Source organism: Pseudomonas sp. KBN10P06128, from assembly GCF_037574945.1.
GTDB classification, from domain to species: Bacteria; Pseudomonadota; Gammaproteobacteria; order Pseudomonadales; family Pseudomonadaceae; genus Pseudomonas; species Pseudomonas aeruginosa.
Map to the genome: position 1 here is coordinate 5,168,109 of NZ_JBBELR010000001.1, position 19,152 is coordinate 5,187,260.

The 19,152-nt window shown below is 65.7% G+C and carries 19 protein-coding genes; 8 read left to right on the forward strand and 11 right to left on the reverse strand.

All coding sequences use genetic code 11. The features are described 5' to 3' along the window. Positions 1-113: 113 nt before the first annotated feature. Both VQ065_RS24145 and VQ065_RS24150 read left to right on the forward strand, forming a co-directional pair. The gene (locus VQ065_RS24145; RefSeq protein WP_003092253.1) at positions 114-1,517 is read left to right on the forward strand and encodes an MBL fold metallo-hydrolase RNA specificity domain-containing protein; all 1,404 of its coding nucleotides are present in this window, start codon (positions 114-116) and stop codon (positions 1,515-1,517) included. Positions 1,518-1,599: 82 nt separating this feature from the next. After that, positions 1,600-2,670, forward strand: coding sequence for an LOG family protein (locus tag VQ065_RS24150; RefSeq protein ID WP_003092255.1), 1,071 nt, complete (start codon positions 1,600-1,602; stop codon positions 2,668-2,670). A gap of 21 nt (positions 2,671-2,691) precedes the next feature. On the opposite strand, the gene recX is transcribed toward VQ065_RS24150, so the two are convergent. From recX to VQ065_RS24165, 3 genes are all read right to left on the reverse strand, one after another. Next, the gene (gene recX, locus VQ065_RS24155; protein WP_003092258.1) at positions 2,692-3,153 is read right to left on the reverse strand and encodes a recombination regulator RecX; all 462 of its coding nucleotides are present in this window, start codon (positions 3,151-3,153) and stop codon (positions 2,692-2,694) included. Positions 3,154-3,158: 5 nt separating this feature from the next. Further along, a complete protein-coding gene (recA, locus tag VQ065_RS24160; protein ID WP_003092260.1) occupies positions 3,159-4,199 on the reverse strand; it encodes a recombinase RecA in 1,041 nt (346 codons plus the stop codon). Positions 4,200-4,332: 133 nt separating this feature from the next. Then, complete coding sequence (locus VQ065_RS24165; RefSeq protein ID WP_003092262.1) at positions 4,333-4,839, reverse strand: CinA family protein; 507 nt, start codon at positions 4,837-4,839, stop codon at positions 4,333-4,335. 147 nt (positions 4,840-4,986) lie between these two features. Between VQ065_RS24165 and VQ065_RS24170 the strand changes: the two genes are divergently transcribed. From VQ065_RS24170 to fdxA, 3 genes are all read left to right on the forward strand, one after another. Further along, positions 4,987-5,994, forward strand: coding sequence for a TolB family protein (locus tag VQ065_RS24170; protein WP_003092265.1), 1,008 nt, complete (start codon positions 4,987-4,989; stop codon positions 5,992-5,994). Positions 5,995-6,119: 125 nt separating this feature from the next. Beyond that, positions 6,120-8,687: a DNA mismatch repair protein MutS gene (gene mutS / locus VQ065_RS24175; protein WP_003122151.1), complete on the forward strand. Its 2,568-nt coding sequence runs from the start codon at positions 6,120-6,122 to the stop codon at positions 8,685-8,687. Positions 8,688-8,753: 66 nt separating this feature from the next. Next, a complete protein-coding gene (fdxA, locus tag VQ065_RS24180; protein WP_003092272.1) occupies positions 8,754-9,077 on the forward strand; it encodes a ferredoxin FdxA in 324 nt (107 codons plus the stop codon). Between the two features lie 426 nt (positions 9,078-9,503). Here fdxA and rpoS read toward each other — a convergent pair whose 3' ends face one another. The 8 genes from rpoS to VQ065_RS24220 form a co-directional block, all read right to left on the reverse strand. Next, the gene (gene rpoS, locus VQ065_RS24185) at positions 9,504-10,508 is read right to left on the reverse strand and encodes an RNA polymerase sigma factor RpoS (protein ID WP_003113871.1); all 1,005 of its coding nucleotides are present in this window, start codon (positions 10,506-10,508) and stop codon (positions 9,504-9,506) included. Between the two features lie 104 nt (positions 10,509-10,612). Further along, the gene (locus VQ065_RS24190) at positions 10,613-11,506 is read right to left on the reverse strand and encodes a peptidoglycan DD-metalloendopeptidase family protein (protein ID WP_003092335.1); all 894 of its coding nucleotides are present in this window, start codon (positions 11,504-11,506) and stop codon (positions 10,613-10,615) included. A gap of 45 nt (positions 11,507-11,551) precedes the next feature. Further along, the gene (locus tag VQ065_RS24195) at positions 11,552-12,187 is read right to left on the reverse strand and encodes a protein-L-isoaspartate(D-aspartate) O-methyltransferase (RefSeq protein WP_073660134.1); all 636 of its coding nucleotides are present in this window, start codon (positions 12,185-12,187) and stop codon (positions 11,552-11,554) included. 32 nt (positions 12,188-12,219) lie between these two features. Continuing rightward, positions 12,220-12,969 (reverse strand): 5'/3'-nucleotidase SurE, encoded by a 750-nt coding sequence (gene surE / locus VQ065_RS24200; protein ID WP_003092341.1) that lies wholly within the window; start codon positions 12,967-12,969, stop codon positions 12,220-12,222. Further along, positions 12,957-14,024 carry a tRNA pseudouridine(13) synthase TruD gene (gene truD / locus VQ065_RS24205; RefSeq protein WP_003092343.1) on the reverse strand — a complete coding sequence of 356 codons (1,068 nt, stop codon included), beginning with the start codon at positions 14,022-14,024 and terminating at the stop codon, positions 12,957-12,959. Before truD ends, surE begins: the two co-directional genes overlap by 13 nt. Then, positions 14,021-14,494: a 2-C-methyl-D-erythritol 2,4-cyclodiphosphate synthase gene (gene ispF / locus VQ065_RS24210; RefSeq protein WP_003092346.1), complete on the reverse strand. Its 474-nt coding sequence runs from the start codon at positions 14,492-14,494 to the stop codon at positions 14,021-14,023. The genes truD and ispF overlap by 4 nt, the downstream gene beginning before the upstream one ends. 70 nt (positions 14,495-14,564) lie before the next feature. Next, the gene (gene fghA, locus VQ065_RS24215) at positions 14,565-15,416 is read right to left on the reverse strand and encodes an S-formylglutathione hydrolase (RefSeq protein WP_003092349.1); all 852 of its coding nucleotides are present in this window, start codon (positions 15,414-15,416) and stop codon (positions 14,565-14,567) included. 53 nt (positions 15,417-15,469) lie between these two features. After that, the gene (locus VQ065_RS24220) at positions 15,470-16,582 is read right to left on the reverse strand and encodes an S-(hydroxymethyl)glutathione dehydrogenase/class III alcohol dehydrogenase (protein WP_003092351.1); all 1,113 of its coding nucleotides are present in this window, start codon (positions 16,580-16,582) and stop codon (positions 15,470-15,472) included. A gap of 131 nt (positions 16,583-16,713) precedes the next feature. Here VQ065_RS24220 and gfnR point away from each other — a divergent pair, with 131 nt between their 5' ends. From gfnR to yedF, 3 genes are all read left to right on the forward strand, one after another. Continuing rightward, entirely contained in the window at positions 16,714-17,622 is a 909-nt protein-coding gene (gene gfnR, locus VQ065_RS24225) for a glutathione-dependent formaldehyde neutralization regulator (protein ID WP_003092354.1), read from the forward strand. A 75-nt stretch (positions 17,623-17,697) separates the two neighbouring features. Beyond that, positions 17,698-18,924, forward strand: a complete 1,227-nt coding sequence (yedE, locus tag VQ065_RS24230; protein ID WP_003092355.1) for a selenium metabolism membrane protein YedE/FdhT — start codon at positions 17,698-17,700, stop codon at positions 18,922-18,924. Further along, positions 18,890-19,138: a sulfurtransferase-like selenium metabolism protein YedF gene (yedF, locus tag VQ065_RS24235; protein ID WP_003092358.1), complete on the forward strand. Its 249-nt coding sequence runs from the start codon at positions 18,890-18,892 to the stop codon at positions 19,136-19,138. The genes yedE and yedF overlap by 35 nt, the downstream gene beginning before the upstream one ends. The last annotated feature ends 14 nt before the right edge of the window (positions 19,139-19,152 follow it).

Sequence of the window (19,152 nt, forward strand, 5' to 3'; positions counted from 1 at the left end):
TCAAGCTCCCCGCCCCCGATTCGTTCACCCTGGCCCTGTACGAAGGTTCCATGGCATTCCACGATCCCCGAAAGGTATCGGGGGGTCGACAGAGCTCTGACGGAGGAGGCTCGATGGCATCACTGACGTTTCTAGGCGCCGCCCAGGAGGTCACTGGCTCCTGTTATCTGCTGGAAACCCTCGATGGCGTGAAGGTCCTGCTCGAATGCGGCATGCGCCAGGGGCGTCGCGAAGCCGACAACGGCAACCGCGCGCCCTTCCCCTTCGATCCCGCGAGCATCGACGCGGTGGTCATCTCCCACGCCCACCTGGACCACAGCGGCCTGCTGCCGCGCCTGGCGGCCGAGGGCTTCAAGGGCCCGATCTTCGCCACCGAGGCCACCTGTGAACTGCTCGAACTCATGCTGCTGGACTCCGCGCACATCCAGGAAAAGGACGCCGAGTGGGAGAACCGCTGGCGCAACCGGATCGGCAAGCCGAGCATCAAGCCGCTGTATACCCAGGCCGACACCGAACGCGCGCTCAAGCTGCGCCGGCCGATCAGCCTCGGCAGCACCGTGGCGGTCGCTCGTGGCGTGCGGGTGACCTTTCACAACGCCGGGCACATCCTCGGCTCGTCGATCGTCGAAGTGCAATTCCACGACCAGGTGCAACCGCGCCGCCTGGTGTTTTCCGGCGATCTCGGCAACACCTGCTCGCCGTTGATGCGCGCGCCCTCGCCGCTGAGCCGGGCCGACGTGGTGATGCTCGAGTCCACCTACGGCGATCGCGATCACCGCGACAGCAACGAAACCCTGGAGGAACTGGCGGCGATCCTCGAACAGGCGCATCGCGACGGCGGCAACGTGCTGATCCCGTCGTTCGCCGTCGGCCGCACCCAGGACCTGCTCTACTACCTCGGCCGCTTCTACCAGGAGGGCCGCCTGCCGCAACAGGCGGTGTTCCTCGACAGCCCGATGGCCGCCCGCGCCAACGGCATCTACCTGCGCCACAGCAACGAGTTCGACGACCGCGACCGCGAGTACATTCGCGGCACCGGCACCACCCGCCTGGAGGAATGGCTGCCGGTCCTGCGCGTCACCCGCAGCGCCGACGAGTCGATGGCGATCAACCGGATCAAGAGCGGCGCGGTCATCATCGCCGGCAGCGGCATGTGCACCGGTGGCCGTATCGTCCATCACTTCAAGCACAACCTCTGGCGCCCGGAATGTCATGTGGTATTCCCCGGCTTCCAGGCGCGCGGCACCCTGGGCCGCAACATCGTCGACGGCGCCAGCGCGGTTCGCGTGTTCCACCAGCGCATCGCGGTCAAGGCGCAGATCCATACCCTCGGCGGCTTCTCCGCCCACGCCGGGCAATCGCAGCTGCTCGACTGGGTCGCTCACTTCGCCCACCGTCCCGCGCTATACCTGATACATGGCGAGCGGGAAAAGATGGAAGCGCTGCGGGGCGCGATCCGCGAGCGCCTCGACTGGGATGCCGAGATACCCGAGCCCGGCGAACGCATCGAGATCTGAGCCGCCGTCCGCAACTGTCACGCAGTCCGTGGCAGTATGCGGATGACCGCCTGTCCAGGGTGGTGGTAGAAGGAGTATGCGAATGCCCTACGAAGCCGATGACTATCTTTCCCGGCACTTCCAGACCAGCGGCACCGACCTGGCGCGGAAGGTCGACGAACTGGCGGCCCTTGCGGCTCCCGGCGACAGCCCCAATCTCGCGCTCTACCGCGAGATGCTCTTCACCGTGACGCGCATGGCCCAGGCCGACCGCAACCGCTGGGACGCCAAGATCATGCTGCAGACCCTGCGCGAGATGGAGCATGCCTTCAGCGTCCTCGAGCAGTTCAAGCGGCGGCGCAAGGTCACCGTGTTCGGCTCGGCGCGCACGCCGGTCGAACATCCGGTCTATGCCCTGGCGCGCAAGCTGGGCGAGGAACTGGCCCGCTACGACCTGATGGTGATCACCGGCGCCGGCGGCGGCATCATGGCCGCCGCCCACGAAGGCGCCGGGCTGGAGAACAGCCTGGGCTTCAACATCACCCTGCCCTTCGAGCAGCACGCCAACCATACGGTGGACGGCAGCGGCAACCTGCTGTCGTTCCACTTCTTCTTCCTGCGCAAGCTGTTCTTCGTCAAGGAAGCCGACGCCCTGGTGCTCTGCCCCGGCGGCTTCGGCACCCTCGACGAGGCGCTGGAAGTGCTGACCCTGGTGCAGACCGGCAAGAGCCCGCTGGTGCCGATCGTGCTGCTCGACCAGCCGGGCGGCCGCTACTGGGAACACGCCCTGGAGTTCATGCAGGAACAGTTGCTGGAGAATCACTATATCCTGCCGGCCGACATGCGCCTGATGCGCCTGGTGCATTCGGCCGAAGACGCGGTGAAGGAAATCGCCCAGTTCTACCGCAACTTCCACTCCAGCCGCTGGCTGAAAGGCACGTTCGTTATTCGCCTGAACCACGCCCTGAACGAAGCCGCGCTGGCGCACCTGCACGAACACTTCGCCAGCCTCTGCCTGAGCGGCGGCTTCCAGCAGCAGGCCTACAGCGAGCAGGAACAGGACGAACCGGAGTTCCGCAACCTGACCCGCCTCGCCTTCGTGTTCAACGGGCGCGACCAGGGGCGTCTGCGGGAATTGCTGGACTACATCAACCTGCCGGAAAACTGGGACTGAAGCTGCCGGTCCGGCACGCGCTCAATCGTCGCTGCGGCCGTTCAACAGGCGGCTGATCGACTCCATGGAGTAGCCCCGGTACGCCAGGAAGCGGCCCTGCTGGGCCTTTTCCCTGGCGTCCTGCGGCAGGCGGGCGAACTTGCGTCGCCAGACCTCACGCAATTGCGCGCTCCAGTCGACCTCGCAGGCACCCAGCGCCCTTTCGATATCGGCGCGCGGCAGGCCGCGTTGCGCCAGTTCTTCACGAATGCGCAACGGCCCATGGCCGCCGCGGGCGCGACTGGCGATGAAGCTTTCGAGATAGCGGGATTCGTCGAGCAGACCTTCCTCGGCCAGGCGGTCGAGGGTGGGATCGATCAACTCGGCAGACGCGCCACGCTGGCGCAACTTGCGGGAAAGCTCGGCGCGCCCGTGCTCACGGCGCGCCAGCAGATCCATGGCCGCCCGCCGCACGGCGACGGGCGTATCGAGCACGATCGCCATTGGCCTCAATCGGCTTCGGCGTCAGCCACTTCTTCGGCGTCGGCCTTCACCGGGCCGCTCTTGGCCAGCAACTGGTCGCGAATGGTCTTCTCCAGTACCGAACCGATTTCCGGATTGTCTTCCAGGTACTTGGCGGCGTTCGCCTTGCCCTGGCCGATCTTGCTGCCCTGGTAGCTGTACCAGGCGCCGGACTTCTCGACCAGGCCCAGTTGCACGCCCAGGTCGATGATCTCGCCGGTACGGTAGATGCCCTTGCCGTAGAGGATCTGGAACTCGGCCTGGCGGAACGGCGGGGAAACCTTGTTCTTCACCACCTTGACGCGGGTTTCGCTACCCACCACCTCGTCGCCTTCCTTCACCGCGCCGGTACGACGGATGTCCAGGCGGACCGAGGCGTAGAACTTCAGCGCGTTACCGCCGGTGGTGGTTTCCGGGTTGCCGAACATGACGCCGATCTTCATGCGGATCTGGTTGATGAAGATGACCAGGCAGTTGGCGTTCTTGATATTGCCGGTGATCTTGCGCAGCGCCTGGGACATCAGGCGCGCCTGCAGGCCGACGTGGGCGTCGCCCATCTCGCCTTCGATCTCGGCCTTGGGCACCAGCGCGGCCACGGAGTCGACGATGATCACGTCGACCGCGTTGGAGCGCACCAGCATGTCGGTGATTTCCAGGGCCTGCTCGCCGGTGTCCGGCTGGGAGACCAGCAGGTCGTCGACGTTGACGCCCAGCTTGCCGGCATAGTCGGGATCGAGCGCGTGCTCGGCGTCGACGAAGGCACAGGTGGCGCCCTGTTTCTGGGCCTCGGCGATCACCGAGAGGGTCAGGGTGGTCTTGCCCGAGGATTCCGGACCGTAGATCTCGACGATCCGGCCCTTGGGCAGGCCGCCGATGCCGAGGGCGATGTCCAGGCCCAGGGAGCCGGTGGAGATGGCCGGGATCGCCTGGCGCTCATGGTCGCCCATGCGCATGACCGCGCCCTTGCCGAATTGGCGTTCGATCTGTCCCAGGGCCGCGGCCAGGGCGCGCTTCTTGTTCTCGTCCATTGAAGTCCTCGCGAAGTCAGGGCGGCCGGACGGCCACGAACAACTGTATAAGTAGACAGTATTATTCCACAGGGCAAGTCGCTCGCCTACCCCCGACGGGAAGAATGTTCCGAACGGTTGCCCGCAGGCGCGGCTAGCCCGGGTTCTCGCCGTTGCTCATGCGCAGCAGGCCGGTCAGCGCGGTCGCCACCGTCTGCCGGCGCACGGCGTCGCGGTCGCCGTTGAACTGGCAGCGCTCGCTGACCAGCCGCTCGCCGTCGGCCCAGGCCAGCCAGACCGTGCCTACCGGCTTTTCCGGCGAGCCACCGTCGGGCCCGGCGACACCGCTCACCGCCACCGCGAAACGCGCTCCGCTGTGCCGCTGGGCGCCGCGCACCATGGCCTCGACCACTTCCCGACTGACCGCGCCGACTGCCGGGAACAGCGACTCGGGCACCTCCAGCTGGAGGGTCTTCTGGCGGTTCGAGTAGGTCACGTAGCCAGCCTCGAACCAGCCCGAACTCCCCGGGATGCGGGTGATCGCCTCGGCGATGCCGCCACCGGTGCAGGATTCCGCCGTGCTGACCTGCTCGCCCAGGTAACGAAGGCTTTCGCCGAGGCGGGCGGCCAGTGCGGTCAGGTCGGACTCCATCAGGGTCATCACTGTTCTCCAGGGTAGAAACGGAAAGGGACTACCCTACACCATCGGCTTTTCCATTCAGAAGCAGCTTTCGGACAAGCGCAACCGCGCGAAGGCAGCGAATGCGCGAACATGCGTGCTCCATCACCGTCCAAGGAAAGACACCCCATGAACATAGCGCCACTCAAGGTCTCCCTGCTGTCCCTCGCCCTGCTCCTCTCCCCCGTTGCCAGCCTCCCCGCCCATGCGGCCTGCACCGCCAACCTGGCCCTGCAACCCGCCAGCAGCCTGCCCGCGCTCGGCGGGCGCCTGGTCTACCACAGCTATATGGAGTACGGGGACGGCTCCTCGAACCTCTACCTGCACGATTTCAAGAGCAAGAGCACCCGCCAGCTCAACCAACCCGGCTGGAACATCGAGGACCCGATGAATGCGCATTTCTCCCCGGACGGCCGCTACCTGACCTTCATGGGCCGCCAGAATGGCGCCTGGCACGTGTTCGCCTGGGCCATCGGCGGTACCCAGGCGCCGAGCAACCTGACCGCGGCCATCGGCGGTCGCAACGAGGACCCGAAGTTCTCCTTCGACGGCCGCCAGGTCGTGCTCAAGCACGAGGGCGACATCCGCCTCGCCACCCTGGTCTTCAATGGCGATGGCAGCGTCGGCGTGAGCGCCTGGAAAGCCGTGACCAGCGACGGCTGGAGCACCGAGGAGTCGATGCCGTTCCTCACCCCCTCAGGCAAGTACGTGGTCTACGCGACAGGAGCCGGCGACAGCCTGCGGGTGGTGCGCAGGAACCTGGAGAACGGCCAGGTCAGCCCCCTCGCCACCCCGGCCGCGGGGGGCCGCGACTATTACCCGGTGGTACGCGACTACACCGCCTACTTCCTCTCGCGTACCCAGCCGGCCGGCAACGACCAGTTGGCCATGGTCGTACCCAACAGCCCGCCCGGCACCCCGGCGATCCTGCCGCTCAACCACTGCCAGGGCGACAATTCCGATGCTGCGCCGGTGAACGAGGACTACCTGATCTTCTCCAGCACTTCGTTCGACCCGACCTACAGCCTGCTCCTCGGCGACATCGCCGCGGCGCGGGTCTGGCGTCTCGACCCGGCGCAGATCAACCTGCCCGACGGTCGGCAGAAGCTCGGCGCCAGCTATACCGCGGCACGCTGAAAGCAGCCCGCACAGGCGCGGACCTGAGGGTCCGCGCCGGTTCCGAACGGACCCGACACAGGCCGGTGAATCGGGTTAACATTGCCCTCTTTTGCACCGTCCAAAGCCCGCTTCCGAAGGCCCGTATGACCGACCTCTCTCAGCACACGCCAATGATGCAGCAGTACTTCAAACTGAAGCATCAGCACCCCGACCAATTGATGTTCTATCGCATGGGCGACTTCTACGAGCTGTTCTACGAGGACGCGAAGAAGGCCGCCAAGCTGCTCGACATCACCCTGACCGCACGCGGCCAGTCCGGCGGCAAGGCGATCCCGATGGCAGGCATTCCCTTCCATTCGGCGGAGGGCTACCTGGCCAAGCTGGTCAAGCTCGGCGAGTCGGTGGCGATCTGCGAGCAGATCGGCGACCCGGCCACCAGCAAGGGACCGGTGGAGCGCCAGGTGGTGCGGATCATCACCCCCGGCACGGTGAGCGACGAGGCGCTGCTCGACGAACGCCGCGACAACCTGCTGGCGGCAATCCTCGGCGACGAGCGCCTGTTCGGCCTCGCCGTGCTGGACATCACCAGCGGCCGCTTCAGCGTCCAGGAGATAAAAGGCTGGGAAACCCTGCTGGCCGAACTGGAGCGCCTCAACCCGGCCGAGCTGCTGATTCCCGACGACTGGCCACAGGGCCTGCCGGCGGAGAAGCGCCGCGGCGTACGTCGCCGCGCGCCGTGGGACTTCGATCGCGACTCGGCGCACAAGAGCCTCTGCCAGCAATTCGGCACCCAGGACCTGAAAGGCTTCGGCTGCCAGAACCTGACCCTGGCCATCGGCGCCGCCGGCTGCCTGCTCGCCTACGCCAAGGAAACCCAGCGTACCGCCCTGCCGCACCTGCGCAGCCTGCGCCACGACCGCCTCGATGACACGGTGATCCTCGACGGCGCCAGCCGCCGCAACCTGGAGCTGGATATCAACCTCAGCGGTGGCCGCGAGAACACCCTGCAATCGGTGGTCGACCGCTGCCAGACCGCCATGGCCAGCCGCCTGATGAGCCGCTGGCTGAACCGTCCGCTGCGTGACCGCGCGGTGCTGGAAGCCCGCCAGGAGTCCATCGCCTGCCTGCTGGAACGCTATCGCTTCGAGAACCTGCAACCGCAGCTCAAGGAAATCGGCGACCTCGAACGTATCCTCGCCCGCATCGGCCTGCGCAACGCCCGCCCTCGCGACCTGGCGCGCCTGCGCGACGCGCTGGCGGCGTTGCCGGACCTGCAGAACGCCATGACCGAACTGGAAGCGCCGCACCTGCAGGCGCTGGCCACCACCATCGGCACCTATCCCGAACTCGCCGAACTGCTGGCCAAGGCGATCATCGACAACCCGCCGGCGGTGATCCGCGACGGTGGCGTGATCAAGACCGGCTATGACGCCGAGCTGGACGAGCTGCAGGCGCTGAGCGAAAACGCCGGGCAATTCCTGATGGACCTGGAAGCGCGCGAGAAGGCCCGCACCGGCCTGCCCAACCTGAAGGTCGGCTACAACCGCATCCATGGCTACTTCATCGAGCTGCCACGGGTGCAGGCCGAACAGGCGCCGGCCGACTACATCCGCCGGCAGACCCTGAAAGGCGCCGAGCGCTTCATCACGCCGGAACTGAAGGCCTTCGAGGACAAGGCGCTATCGGCCCAGAGCCGCGCCCTGGCCCGCGAGAAGGCGCTCTACGAAGAGTTGCTGGAACGCCTGATCGGCCACCTCGCTCCGCTCCAGGACAGCGCCTCGGCGCTGGCGGAACTGGACGTGCTGGCGAATCTCGCCGAACGCGCGCTGAACCTCGACCTGAATCGCCCGCGGTTCGTCGAACACACCTGCCTGCACATCGAGCAGGGCCGCCATCCGGTGGTCGAGCAGGTGCTGGAGACGCCGTTCGTGGCCAACGACCTGGCGCTGGATGCCGACACCCGGATGCTGGTGATCACCGGTCCGAACATGGGTGGTAAATCCACCTACATGCGGCAAACCGCGCTGATCGTGCTGCTTGCGCATATCGGCAGCTTCGTTCCGGCTGCACGCTGCGAGCTGTCCCTGGTGGACCGCATCTTCACCCGCATCGGCTCGTCCGACGACCTTGCCGGCGGCCGCTCGACCTTCATGGTGGAGATGAGCGAAACCGCCAACATCCTGCACAACGCCACCGACAAGAGCCTGGTGCTGATGGATGAGGTCGGCCGCGGCACCAGCACCTTCGACGGCCTGTCGCTGGCCTGGGCAGCGGCCGAGGACCTGGCCCGGACTCGCGCCTTCACCCTGTTCGCCACCCACTACTTCGAGCTGACCGTACTGCCGGAAAGCCAGCCCGCGGTAGCCAACGTGCACCTGAACGCGACCGAGCACAATGAACGCATCGTGTTCCTGCACCATGTACTGCCGGGACCGGCGAGCCAGAGCTACGGCCTCGCGGTGGCCCAGTTGGCCGGCGTGCCGACTCCGGTAATCCAGCGCGCCCGCGAACACCTCAAGCGCCTGGAAACCACCAGCCTGCCGCACGAGATGCCGAGCCAGCAGAGCGGCAAGCCCGCCTCGCCGATGCAGAGCGACCTGTTCGCCAGCCTGCCGCACCCGGTGATCGATGAATTGTCGAGGATCAATCCCGACGATATCAGCCCGCGGCAAGCTCTCGATCTGTTATATGCATGGAAGATGCGGGTCTGACGGACTACCGCACAAGCTGCTAGAATCGCGCGCGCTTAGCCGCCCGCCTGAGGAGAGAACTAGAAAATGACCTTCGTCGTCACCGACAACTGCATCAAGTGCAAATACACCGACTGCGTGGAAGTCTGCCCGGTAGACTGCTTCTACGAAGGACCCAACTTCCTGGTCATCCATCCGGACGAGTGCATCGACTGCGCCCTGTGCGAGCCCGAATGTCCGGCCCAGGCGATTTTCTCCGAAGACGAAGTGCCGGAGAACATGCAGGAATTCATCGAGCTGAACAGCGAGCTGGCGGAAGTCTGGCCGAACATCACCGAGAAGAAGGATGCCCTGCCCGACGCCGAGGAATGGGACGGCGTCGCCGGCAAGCTCCAGCATCTGGAGCGCTGATACGCCAAGGCCCGCAAACAGCGGGCCTTTTCTTTGGCGACGAGTAAAACGGCAGGCAAAAAAAAGGGGCGGGGTATTACCCCGCCCACTCTTCAGTCCCTCGTCATCATCCTGATGAATCGCCTCCCTGGCGACGTCCCTTCCCCGATCCTTCGGGGTTGCGTGTTCCCTGTACGCAGGAGTGATATTAGCGATTCCCTGTGCTCCCGCAACCTGCCAGAAAACCCAGCGAAGCTTCTTCGGCAGCCATTTTAGAAAAATATATTCCTTTATTTTCAATAAGTTACTTAAATTCACCGAGTGTTTTTGGCAAACCTCCCGGGCATTTATCTACTTAGGCTCACACACTGTGTAAGTTAATGCTTACAAGAGCAGACACAAAAAACCCGGCGAACGCCGGGTCTTCCGTGGGCCTGAGGATTTCCGTCACTGGAACAGCGCGTCACTCGACAGGCCGTTCTTCTCCAGGATCTCCCGCAGGCGCTTCAGCGCCTCGACCTGGATCTGACGAACCCGCTCGCGGGTCAGGCCGATTTCCTGGCCGACCTCTTCCAGCGTGCTGCTTTCGTGCCCGCGCAAGCCGAAGCGGCGAATCACCACCTCACGCTGCTTGTCGGTGAGTTCCGTCAGCCACTGGTCGATGCTTTCGCTGAGATCGTCATCCTGCAGCAGCTCGCACGGATCGGTGGGGCGATCGTCGGTGAGCGTATCCAGCAGGGTCTTGTCCGAGTCCGGACCAAGAGAGACGTCCACCGAAGTCACCCGTTCGTTCAGGCCGAGCATGCGCTTGACCTCGGCGACCGGCTTCTCCAGCAGGTTGGCGATTTCTTCGGGGGAAGGTTCGTGGTCGAGCTTGTGGGTCAGTTCCCGCGCCGCACGCAGGTAGACGTTAAGCTCCTTGACCACATGGATCGGCAAGCGAATGGTCCGGGTCTGGTTCATGATGGCCCGTTCGATGGTCTGGCGGATCCACCAGGTGGCGTAGGTTGAGAACCGGAATCCGCGCTCCGGATCGAACTTCTCCACGGCGCGGATCAGGCCTAGGTTGCCTTCCTCGATCAGGTCGAGCAGGGACAGTCCGCGATTGACATAGCGCCGGGCGATCTTCACCACCAACCGCAGGTTGCTCTCGATCATCCGCTTCCGACCAGCGGGATCGCCCTTCTGCGCCAGACGAGCGAAGTGGACTTCCTCTTCGGGCGTCAACAGGGGCGAGAAACCGATTTCGTTGAGATACAGCTGCGTTGCGTCCAACGCGCGCGTGTAGTCGATGTGCTTGTGTTGTTTGGAAGAGAAGGAAGTGGTGGCTTTTGGAGTTGCCCGGGGAGAAGGCTGCTCGTCGGCAGACGACTCGTCCAGCATGATGCCGGGCTCCAGGAGGAGCACTTCATCATCGTGGTCAAACTCCGGCCCTTCTTTTTTGAGTGCCATGTCGTTATCCCTTGCATGAGTTCGACTCAAGCCCGGGCGATTCCTTTCCCGCTGGACACGCCCGGACCCGCTCACCTACATGATGTGGGCGGGCGAACTCCCGGTCAGCGACGTGGCAAATATTGCAGTGGATCGACAGGCTTACCCTGGCGGCGAATCTCGAAGTGCAGCTTCACCCGATCGGTTCCTGTGGAGCCCATCTCGGCAATCGATTGCCCTACCTTGACCTGTTGCCCTTCCCGCACCAGCAGCCTGCGGTTGTGACCGTAGGCACTCACGTAGGTCTCGTTGTGTTTGATGATGACCAACTCGCCGTAGCCCCGCAAACCACTACCGGCGTATACAACGGTCCCACCAGACGCAGCCAGGACAGGCTGGCCCAATTGACCGGCTATATCAATCCCTTTATTCAAACTTCCGTTTGAGGCAAAACGGCCGATCAGACTACCGCTCGCAGGCCATGCCCAACCGCCCACCGCAGGCCCCGCGACGACGGGAGTCGCGCCGCTGCTGGGTGGGGTCGTGGTCGAGGCCGGAGCCGGTGCGGGCTTGGCAGGTACCGACGTACTAACAGCGGGTGGAACCGGGGTAGGCTTGGTCGCCACGGGCGGAGCGACGACCGGCGTGTTTTTCGCGACGGACGGTTGCGCCGGTGCCCGCCCACCAAATTGGATAGCTTGACCGACCTGGATGGTGTAGGGCGGCGCGATGCCATTGCGCGCGGCCAGGGCTTTCCAGTCCCAGCCGAAGCGGAAGGCAATGGAATACAGGGTGTCGCCGCGGCGCACGATGTACTGCCCGCTGGTGACCGGCGTACGCCGCGCAGCGGCAGGCGCGGAACCGTTGCGATCGACGACCTTGACCCCGCCGGGAGGCGACGACGAACAGGCGGCGAGAAGGGAACAGACGACGGCCCCGAGCAACAGGTGGCAGCCACCGTAGAGCCGAGTCCATTGCCGCAGGGTCGCTGCTAGCCTCAATCCTTCCCCCTTATCCATCTTCTTCGCTTTCGTTCAATCGGGCCGGCGACGCCGGCCGCCGGCTCAGGCGATCGGGCCGTTGAGCAGCGGGACGAAACGTACCGAGTCGAGTACCTGGCGGCTGAACCCGTCCTCGGTGCGGACGATCAGCATCAGTTGCTGGACCTCGCCGCCACCGACCGGGATCACCAGACGGCCCCCCGGGGCCAACTGGTCCAGCAACGACTGCGGGACTTCCGTGGCCGCCGCGGTGACGATGATTCCATTGTAGGGAGCCAACGCCGACCAGCCCTCCCAGCCATCGCCCCAACGAAAGACAACATTACGCAGGTTTAGCTCCGCAAGACGCTCCTTGGCCTTGTCCTGCAACGCCTGGATCCGCTCGACGGAGAAGACCCGCTCGACCAGTTGCGCCAGCACTGCGGTCTGGTAGCCGGACCCGGTACCGATCTCCATGACTTTGTCCAGCGGGCCGGCCGCCAGCAGCAACTCGGTCATCCGCGCCACCATGAATGGCTGGGAAATGGTCTGGTTGTGGCCGATCGGCAGGGCGGTGTCTTCGTAGGCGCGATGCGAGAGCGCCTCGTCGACGAACAGATGACGCGGCGTGCGGCGGATCACCTCGAGCACGCGGGCGTTGGACAGGCCTTCTTCGTACAGGCGCTGGATCAGGCGCTCTCGGGTACGCTGGGAGGTCATGCCGATACCCCGGCGATGCAGGTCTTCGGACATCACGTCAGTCCTCCCAGCCACTCGTCGAGGCCGCCGAAGGCTTCGTGGAAGGTGCGGTCCAGCTGCAACGGGGTGATCGACACGTAGCCTTGCATGACCGCGTGGAAATCCGTCCCCGGCCCGCCATCCTCGGCATCGCCGGCCGCAGCGATCCAGTAGCCTTCCTTGCCGCGCGGATTGACCACCTTCACCGGTGCGGCGGCACGGGCGCGGTGCCCGAGGCGGGTCAGTTGGATACCGCGTACGCGATCCAGCGGCAGGTTCGGGATATTGACGTTGAGCACGGTACGCGGCGGCACGGCCAGGCGCTCGTGGGCGGAGACCAGCAGGCGGGCGAAGTGCATGGCGGTGGGCAGGTTGTCCGTCAACCGCGAGACCAGCGAGAAGGCGAAGGCCGGCCCCTTCAGGAAGCGCCCTTCGATGGCCGCCGCCACGGTACCGGAATAGAGGACGTCATCGCCGAGGTTGGCGCCCAGGTTGATACCCGAGACCACCATGTCCGGCAATTCCTCCAGCAAGCCGTTCAGGCCCAGGTGCACGCAGTCGGTCGGCGTGCCGTTGAGGCTGATGAATCCGTTGTCCAGGCGCTGCGGGTGCAGCGGGCGGTCCAGCGTCAGGGAACTGCTGGCGCCGCTCTTGTCCTGGTCGGGGGCGATCACTACGCAATCGGCATGATCCGCCAGCGCGTCGTAAAGCGCGGCGATACCGGGTGCGGTCACCCCGTCGTCGTTGGCAATCAGTATGCGCATGGGTTTTCCGTCTGCCCTGTCGGTACCAGGTCGAGGATTTCACGCACCACTACGGTGGCGAAACAACCGGCCGGCAGGACGAATTCCAGTTGCAGAACATCAGGTTCGGGATAATGCCACGCCAGCCCCTGGATGGGGAGCCGCAGGATGCGCCGTTCGTGCGCCATGCCCGCCTTCGCCAGCCAGCGGCAGAGCGCCGGCTCGCTCCCGGCCAGGGCCAGCTCGCGGTCGAGGACGCCGGCGCCGCTCGGCGGATCGCCCTCGCCCCAGAGCGGTCCGGTGGGGTGCAGGTCGAGGGCGGCCAGACGGGCATCGCGGCATTCTTCCTCGCCAGCGAGGAAAAAGCTGCGGCTGTCGGTGAAGGCCAGCAGGTCGCCAACCGCTGCCCGGTTCCAGCTACCCTCCGCGACCCGCTCGGCGAGCAGGCGGTTGAACAGGTAGCTGCGCCCGGCGGAAAGGAAGCGCGAACGCAGGTTGCGGTTCGCCGGCAGCAGGTCCTGTTCCGCGCAACTGCGCGCGTCGACCAGGTTGCCGCCGCCGTGGCCGAAGCGTTGCAGGCCGAAATAGTTGGGCACGCCGTCCGCGGCGATACGTTCCAAGCGCGCGTCGAGAAGGGCACGCTCCGCCCGCAGCCCGGTCAGACGCAGGGTGAAGCCGTTGGCGGCATGCGCGCCTCGCTGCAACTTGCGCGAATGACGGGTGCGGCGAAGAATCCGCAGGTCCGCGCCCTCGGCTGCGCCCAGGTCGGGATCGGCCTTGCCCGGCAGGTGCAGGCTGAACCATTGCCGGGTCAGGGCCTGGCGGTCCTTCAACCCGGCGTAGCTGACGTTCTTCTGCTGCACGCCGGCGGCGCGGCCGAGGCGACGGGCCGCCTCCTCGGTGTTCAATCCGCGCTTTTCCACCCACAACCAGAGGTGCTCGCCTTCACCGCTGAGGGGAATGTCCAGCACCTCGTCGACCTGGAAGTCCTCGGCCACGGCCTTGAGCACCGCCTCGCCGCAGGCTGCCCCATGGGCGCGCGGCCCGAGCAGGTCGAGTTCGCCGAGAACGCTCATCGGGCCATCAGCAAAGCGACCGCATGTACAGCAATGCCCTCTTCGCGTCCGGTGAAACCTAGCCGCTCGGTAGTGGTGGCCTTGACGTTGACCTGGTCGACCGCGACGCCGAGGTCCTCGGCGATCGACCCGCGCATGGTTTCGATGTGCGGCGCCATCTTCGGTGCCTGGGCGACGATGGTGGCGTCGACGTTGCCGACCTTCCAGCCCTTCTCGGCGACGATGGCGACCACGTGTCGCAGCAGCGCGCGACTGTCGGCGCCCTTGAACCGCGGGTCGGTGTCCGGGAAGTGCTTGCCGATGTCGCCCAGCGCCGCCGCGCCGAGCAGCGCATCGGACAAGGCGTGCAGCAGCACGTCGCCGTCGGAGTGGGCGACCAGCCCATGTTTGTGGGGAATGCGCACGCCGCCGAGGGTGATGAAGTCGCCCTCGCCGAAGCGATGCACGTCGTAGCCATGGCCAATTCGCATGAAAAAACGCCCTGGTTGGAATCAGGGCGTGATTCTACCCCGGATCGGGGCAGGCTTCAGGTATCGCGGATCAACCGTTGAGAACCTGGGCATGGTGGCGCAGGTGATCCTCGATGAAACTGGCGATGAAGTAGTAGCTGTGGTCGTAGCCTGGTTGCAGACGCAGCTCCAGCGGGTGGCCGGCCTTGTCCGCCGCATTGCGCAGCGCTTCCGGCTTGAGCTGGACGGCGAGGAAGTCGTCGCGCTCGCCCTGGTCGACCAGGATCGGCAAGCGTTCGGACGCACCCTCGAGCAACGCACAGGCATCCCACTCGCGCCAGGCCGCCGGGTCCTCGCCCAGGTAGCGAGAGAATGCCTTCTGGCCCCAGGGGCAATCGCTCGGATGGCAGATCGGCGCGAAGGCCGACAGCGACAGGTAGCGCCCCGGGTTGCGCAGCGCGCAGACCAGCGCGCCATGCCCACCCATCGAGTGCCCGCTGATGCCGCGCCGCCGGGACACCGGGAAATGCGCCTCGATCAGCGCCGGCAACTCGTGCACCACGTAGTCGTGCATGCGGTAGTGCGCGGCCCAGGGCTCCTGCGTGGCGTTCAGGTAGAAGCCTGCGCCCAGGCCGAAGTCCCAGGCGCCGTCGGGATCGCCGGGGACACCGCTGCCGCGCGGGCTGGTATCCGGCGCCACCAGTACCAATCCCAGTTCGGCGGCGACCCGCTGGGCACCGGCCTTCTGCATGAAGTTCTCGTCGGTACAGGTCAGCCCGGACAGCCAGTACAGGGCCGGCAGCGCCGCCTCCGGCTCGGCCTGGGGCGGCAGGTAGATGGCGAAGACCATCTCGCAGTTCAGGGTCCGGGAAAAATGACGGTAACGCTGGTGCCAGCCGCCGAAGGACTTCTGGCTGCCGATCAGTTCGAGGGAATCCTTCACGTGACCTCCGTGAAACGGTCGTGGCGAGCCGCAGGGCCCGCCGCGACGGCTTGTCAGTAATGAATGACGGTGCGGATGCTCTTGCCTTCGTGCATCAGCTCGAAGGCCTCGTTGATGTCCTCCAGCCCCATGGTGTGGGTGATGAAGGTATCCAGCGGGATCTCGCCCTTCTGCGCCTTCTCGACATAGCTCGGCAACTCGCTGCGCCCGCGCACCCCGCCGAACGCCGAACCGCGCCAGACGCGGCCGGTGACCAGTTGGAACGGCCGGGTGCTGATTTCCTGGCCGGCGCCGGCGACACCGATGATCACCGACTCGCCCCAGCCCTTGTGGCAGCATTCCAGCGCGGCGCGCATCAACTGCACGTTGCCGACGCACTCGAAGGAGTAGTCGACGCCGCCATCGGTCAGTTCGACGATGACGTCCTGGATCGGCTTGTCGTAGTCCTTCGGATTGATGAAGTCGGTGGCGCCCAGCTCCCTGGCGATGTCGAACTTGCCCGGGTTGATGTCGACCGCGATGATGCGCGCGGCCTTGGCCATCTTCGCCCCGATGATCGCCGCCAGGCCGATACCGCCCAGGCCGAAGATGGCAACGGTAGCGCCCTCTTCCACCTTGGCGGTATTCAGCACGGCGCCGATCCCGGTGGTGACGCCGCAACCAAGCAGGCAGACCTTCTCCAGCGGCGCGTCCTTGGGAATCTTCGCCAGGGAGATTTCCGGCAGCACGGTGTATTCGGAGAAGGTCGAGCAGCCCATGTAGTGGAAGACCGGCTCGCCCTTGTAGGAGAAACGGCTGGTGCCGTCGGGCATCAGGCCCTTGCCCTGGGTGGCGCGCACGGCCTGGCAGAGGTTGGTCTTGCCGGACAGGCAGAATTTGCACTTGCCGCACTCGGCGGTGTACAGCGGGATGACATGGTCGCCCACCTGCAGGGAGGTCACGCCCTCGCCCACCGCTTCGACGATGCCGCCACCTTCGTGGCCCAGAATGCACGGGAACACCCCCTCGGAATCCTGGCCGGACAGGGTGTACGCGTCGGTATGGCAGACGCCGGTGGCGACGATGCGCACCAGTACCTCGCCCTTCTGCGGCGGCGCCACATCCACCTCGACGATTTCCAACGGCTTGTTGGGGGCGAAGGCGACGGCGGCACGGGACTTGATCATCTGGGAACTCCTGAACGATGGAAGCCGGCGGGCCGCTAAGCGACCCACTGAAACGGAAAGTGTAGAAAACCGCGTTTCAAGGAATAATCAGGCAATAATCAAAACATTATTGCCATACAGGGACAATCCAGATGAATCGCTGGGAAGGACTCGACGAATTCGTCGCTGTCGCCGAAACCGGGCAGTTCACCGCGGCAGCCGAACGCATGGGCGTTTCCTCGTCGCACATCAGCCGCCAGGTCGCCCGCCTGGAGGAGCGCCTGCAGACCCGCCTGCTCTACCGCAGCACCCGGCGAGTGTCGCTGAGCGAAGCCGGACAGACCTTCCTGCAACATTGCCAGCGCCTGCAGGACGCCCGCGACGAAGCCCTGCGCGCGGTCAGCGACCTCTCCGCGGAGCCCAAGGGCCTGCTGCGCATGACCTGCGCGGTGGCCTACGGCGAACGTTTCATCGTGCCGCTGGTGAATGCCTTCATGGCCGACTATCCGCAACTGCGGGTCGACATCGAGCTGTCCAACCGCCAACTGGACCTGCTCCACGAGGGCTTCGACCTGGCCATCCGCCTCGGCCGCCTGAGCGATTCGCGATTGGTCGCCACACGGTTGGCGCCACGCCTCATGTACCTCTGCGCCACCCCGGAATACCTGCGCCGCCACGGTACTCCGCAGTCGCCGACGGAACTCGGCCAGTTCAATTGCCTGATCGGCAGCAGCGACCTGTGGAGCTTCCTCGAGGACGGCCGGGAAACCCAGCACCGGGTCCAGGGCAACTGGCGCTGCAACAGCGGCCAGGCGGTGCTCGACGCCGCCCTGCGCGGCTTCGGCCTGTGCCAGTTGCCTGACTACTATGTGATCGAGCATCTGCGCAGCGGCCGCCTGGTCTCCCTGCTGGAAGGCCACCAGCCGCCGAATACCGCGGTATGGGCGCTGTACCCGCAGCAGCGGCACCTGTCGCCGAAAGTCCGGCAACTGGTGGACTATCTCAAGGAAGGCCTGGCGCAATCCCATCCGGGACTCGCCGGGGAGAAAAACCTGCGCTGAAGCAGTAAGGCGTTTCGCCGCTGCGATAGACTTGGCGGTTTCCCGCTCCACCCGCTATCGATTCAAGGAAGTCGCATGTCTGCCCTGAATGCGTTTCGCCAACGCTACCTGGTGAGGTTCTGGTCGCCGCTGCCGGCGCTGGTCGCCCTCGGCGTCGCCTCCGCCTACTACTTCGCGCTCACCGGCACCTTCTGGGCGGTGACCGGCGAATTCACCCGCTGGGGCGGCCACGTGCTGTCCTGGTTCGGCTACCAGCCACAGGACTGGAGCTACTTCAGGCTGATCGGCCTTCAAGGCACGCCGCTGGACCGGATCGACGGAGTGATGATCATCGGCATGTTCCTCGGCGCCCTGTGCTGCGCCCTCTGGGCCGGCAACGTCAGCCTGCGCTGGCCGACCAGCAAACGCCGCCTGCTGCAGGGCCTGGTCGGCGGTATCGTCGCCGGCTTCGGCGCGCGCCTGGCGATGGGCTGCAACCTGGCGGCGTTCTTCACCGGTATCCCGATGTTTTCCCTGCACGCCTGGGCCTTCATGTTCGCCACCGTCGGCGGCGCCTGGATCGGCGTGAAGATCAGCCTGCTGCCGTTCCTGCGCACGCCGCTGAAAGTCGGCGCCACGGCCAGCGCCCTGCCCGACGCCGAAAGCCTGGCCCGACGCACACGCCTGCAGGCCCGCCTGGGCCTGGCGGTGCTGGCGCTCGCCGCGCTGTTCGCCGCCTGGCGCTTCGAGGTATCGCTGGTGCTGGGCATGGCCTGCCTGTTTGGCCTGCTGTTCGGCGGCCTGATCGAGCGCGCGCAGATCTGCTTCACCAGCGCCGCACGGGACCTCTGGACCACCGGCCGGACCCGCGCCGCCTTCGGCATCCTGCTCGGCATGGCGGCCGCCTGCATCGGTACCTTCGCCGCGATCCGCCTGGGCGTCGCGCCGAAGATCTTCTGGATGGGCCCGAATGCGATCATCGGCGGCATTCTCTTCGGCATCGGCATCGTCCTCGCCGGCGGTTGCGAGACCGGCTGGATGTACCGTTCGATGGAAGGCCAGGTGCACTTCTGGGTGGTCGGCATCGGCAACGTCATCGGCGGAACCCTGGTGGCGGTCTTTTGGGACCAGTTGGGCACCCGCCTCGCCCTGCCCTATCCCAAGCTCAACCTGCTGGAAAGCTTCGGGCCCGGCAACGGCCTGCTATTGACCTTCGCCGGCCTGGCCCTGTGCCTGCTGCTGGTGCAACTGAACGCCTCCCGATTCACCCGACCGCGGAAACCGAACCATGAGCCAGACCGACAAACCGACCCTGTCGCTTGACCTGCGCGGCGAACATTGCCCGTACAACGCCATCGCCACCCTGGAAACCCTGGCGACCATGCAGCCGGGCGAACGCCTGGAAGTGGTCACCGACTGCTCGCAATCGGTCCACGGGATTCCCGAAGATACCCAGCGCCAGGGCTACAAATGCCTGGCGGTGGAGCAGCATGGCGCGCTGTTCCGCTTCCTCATAGAGGTGCCGCTGGAAAGCTGAACGAGCGAGCCTGC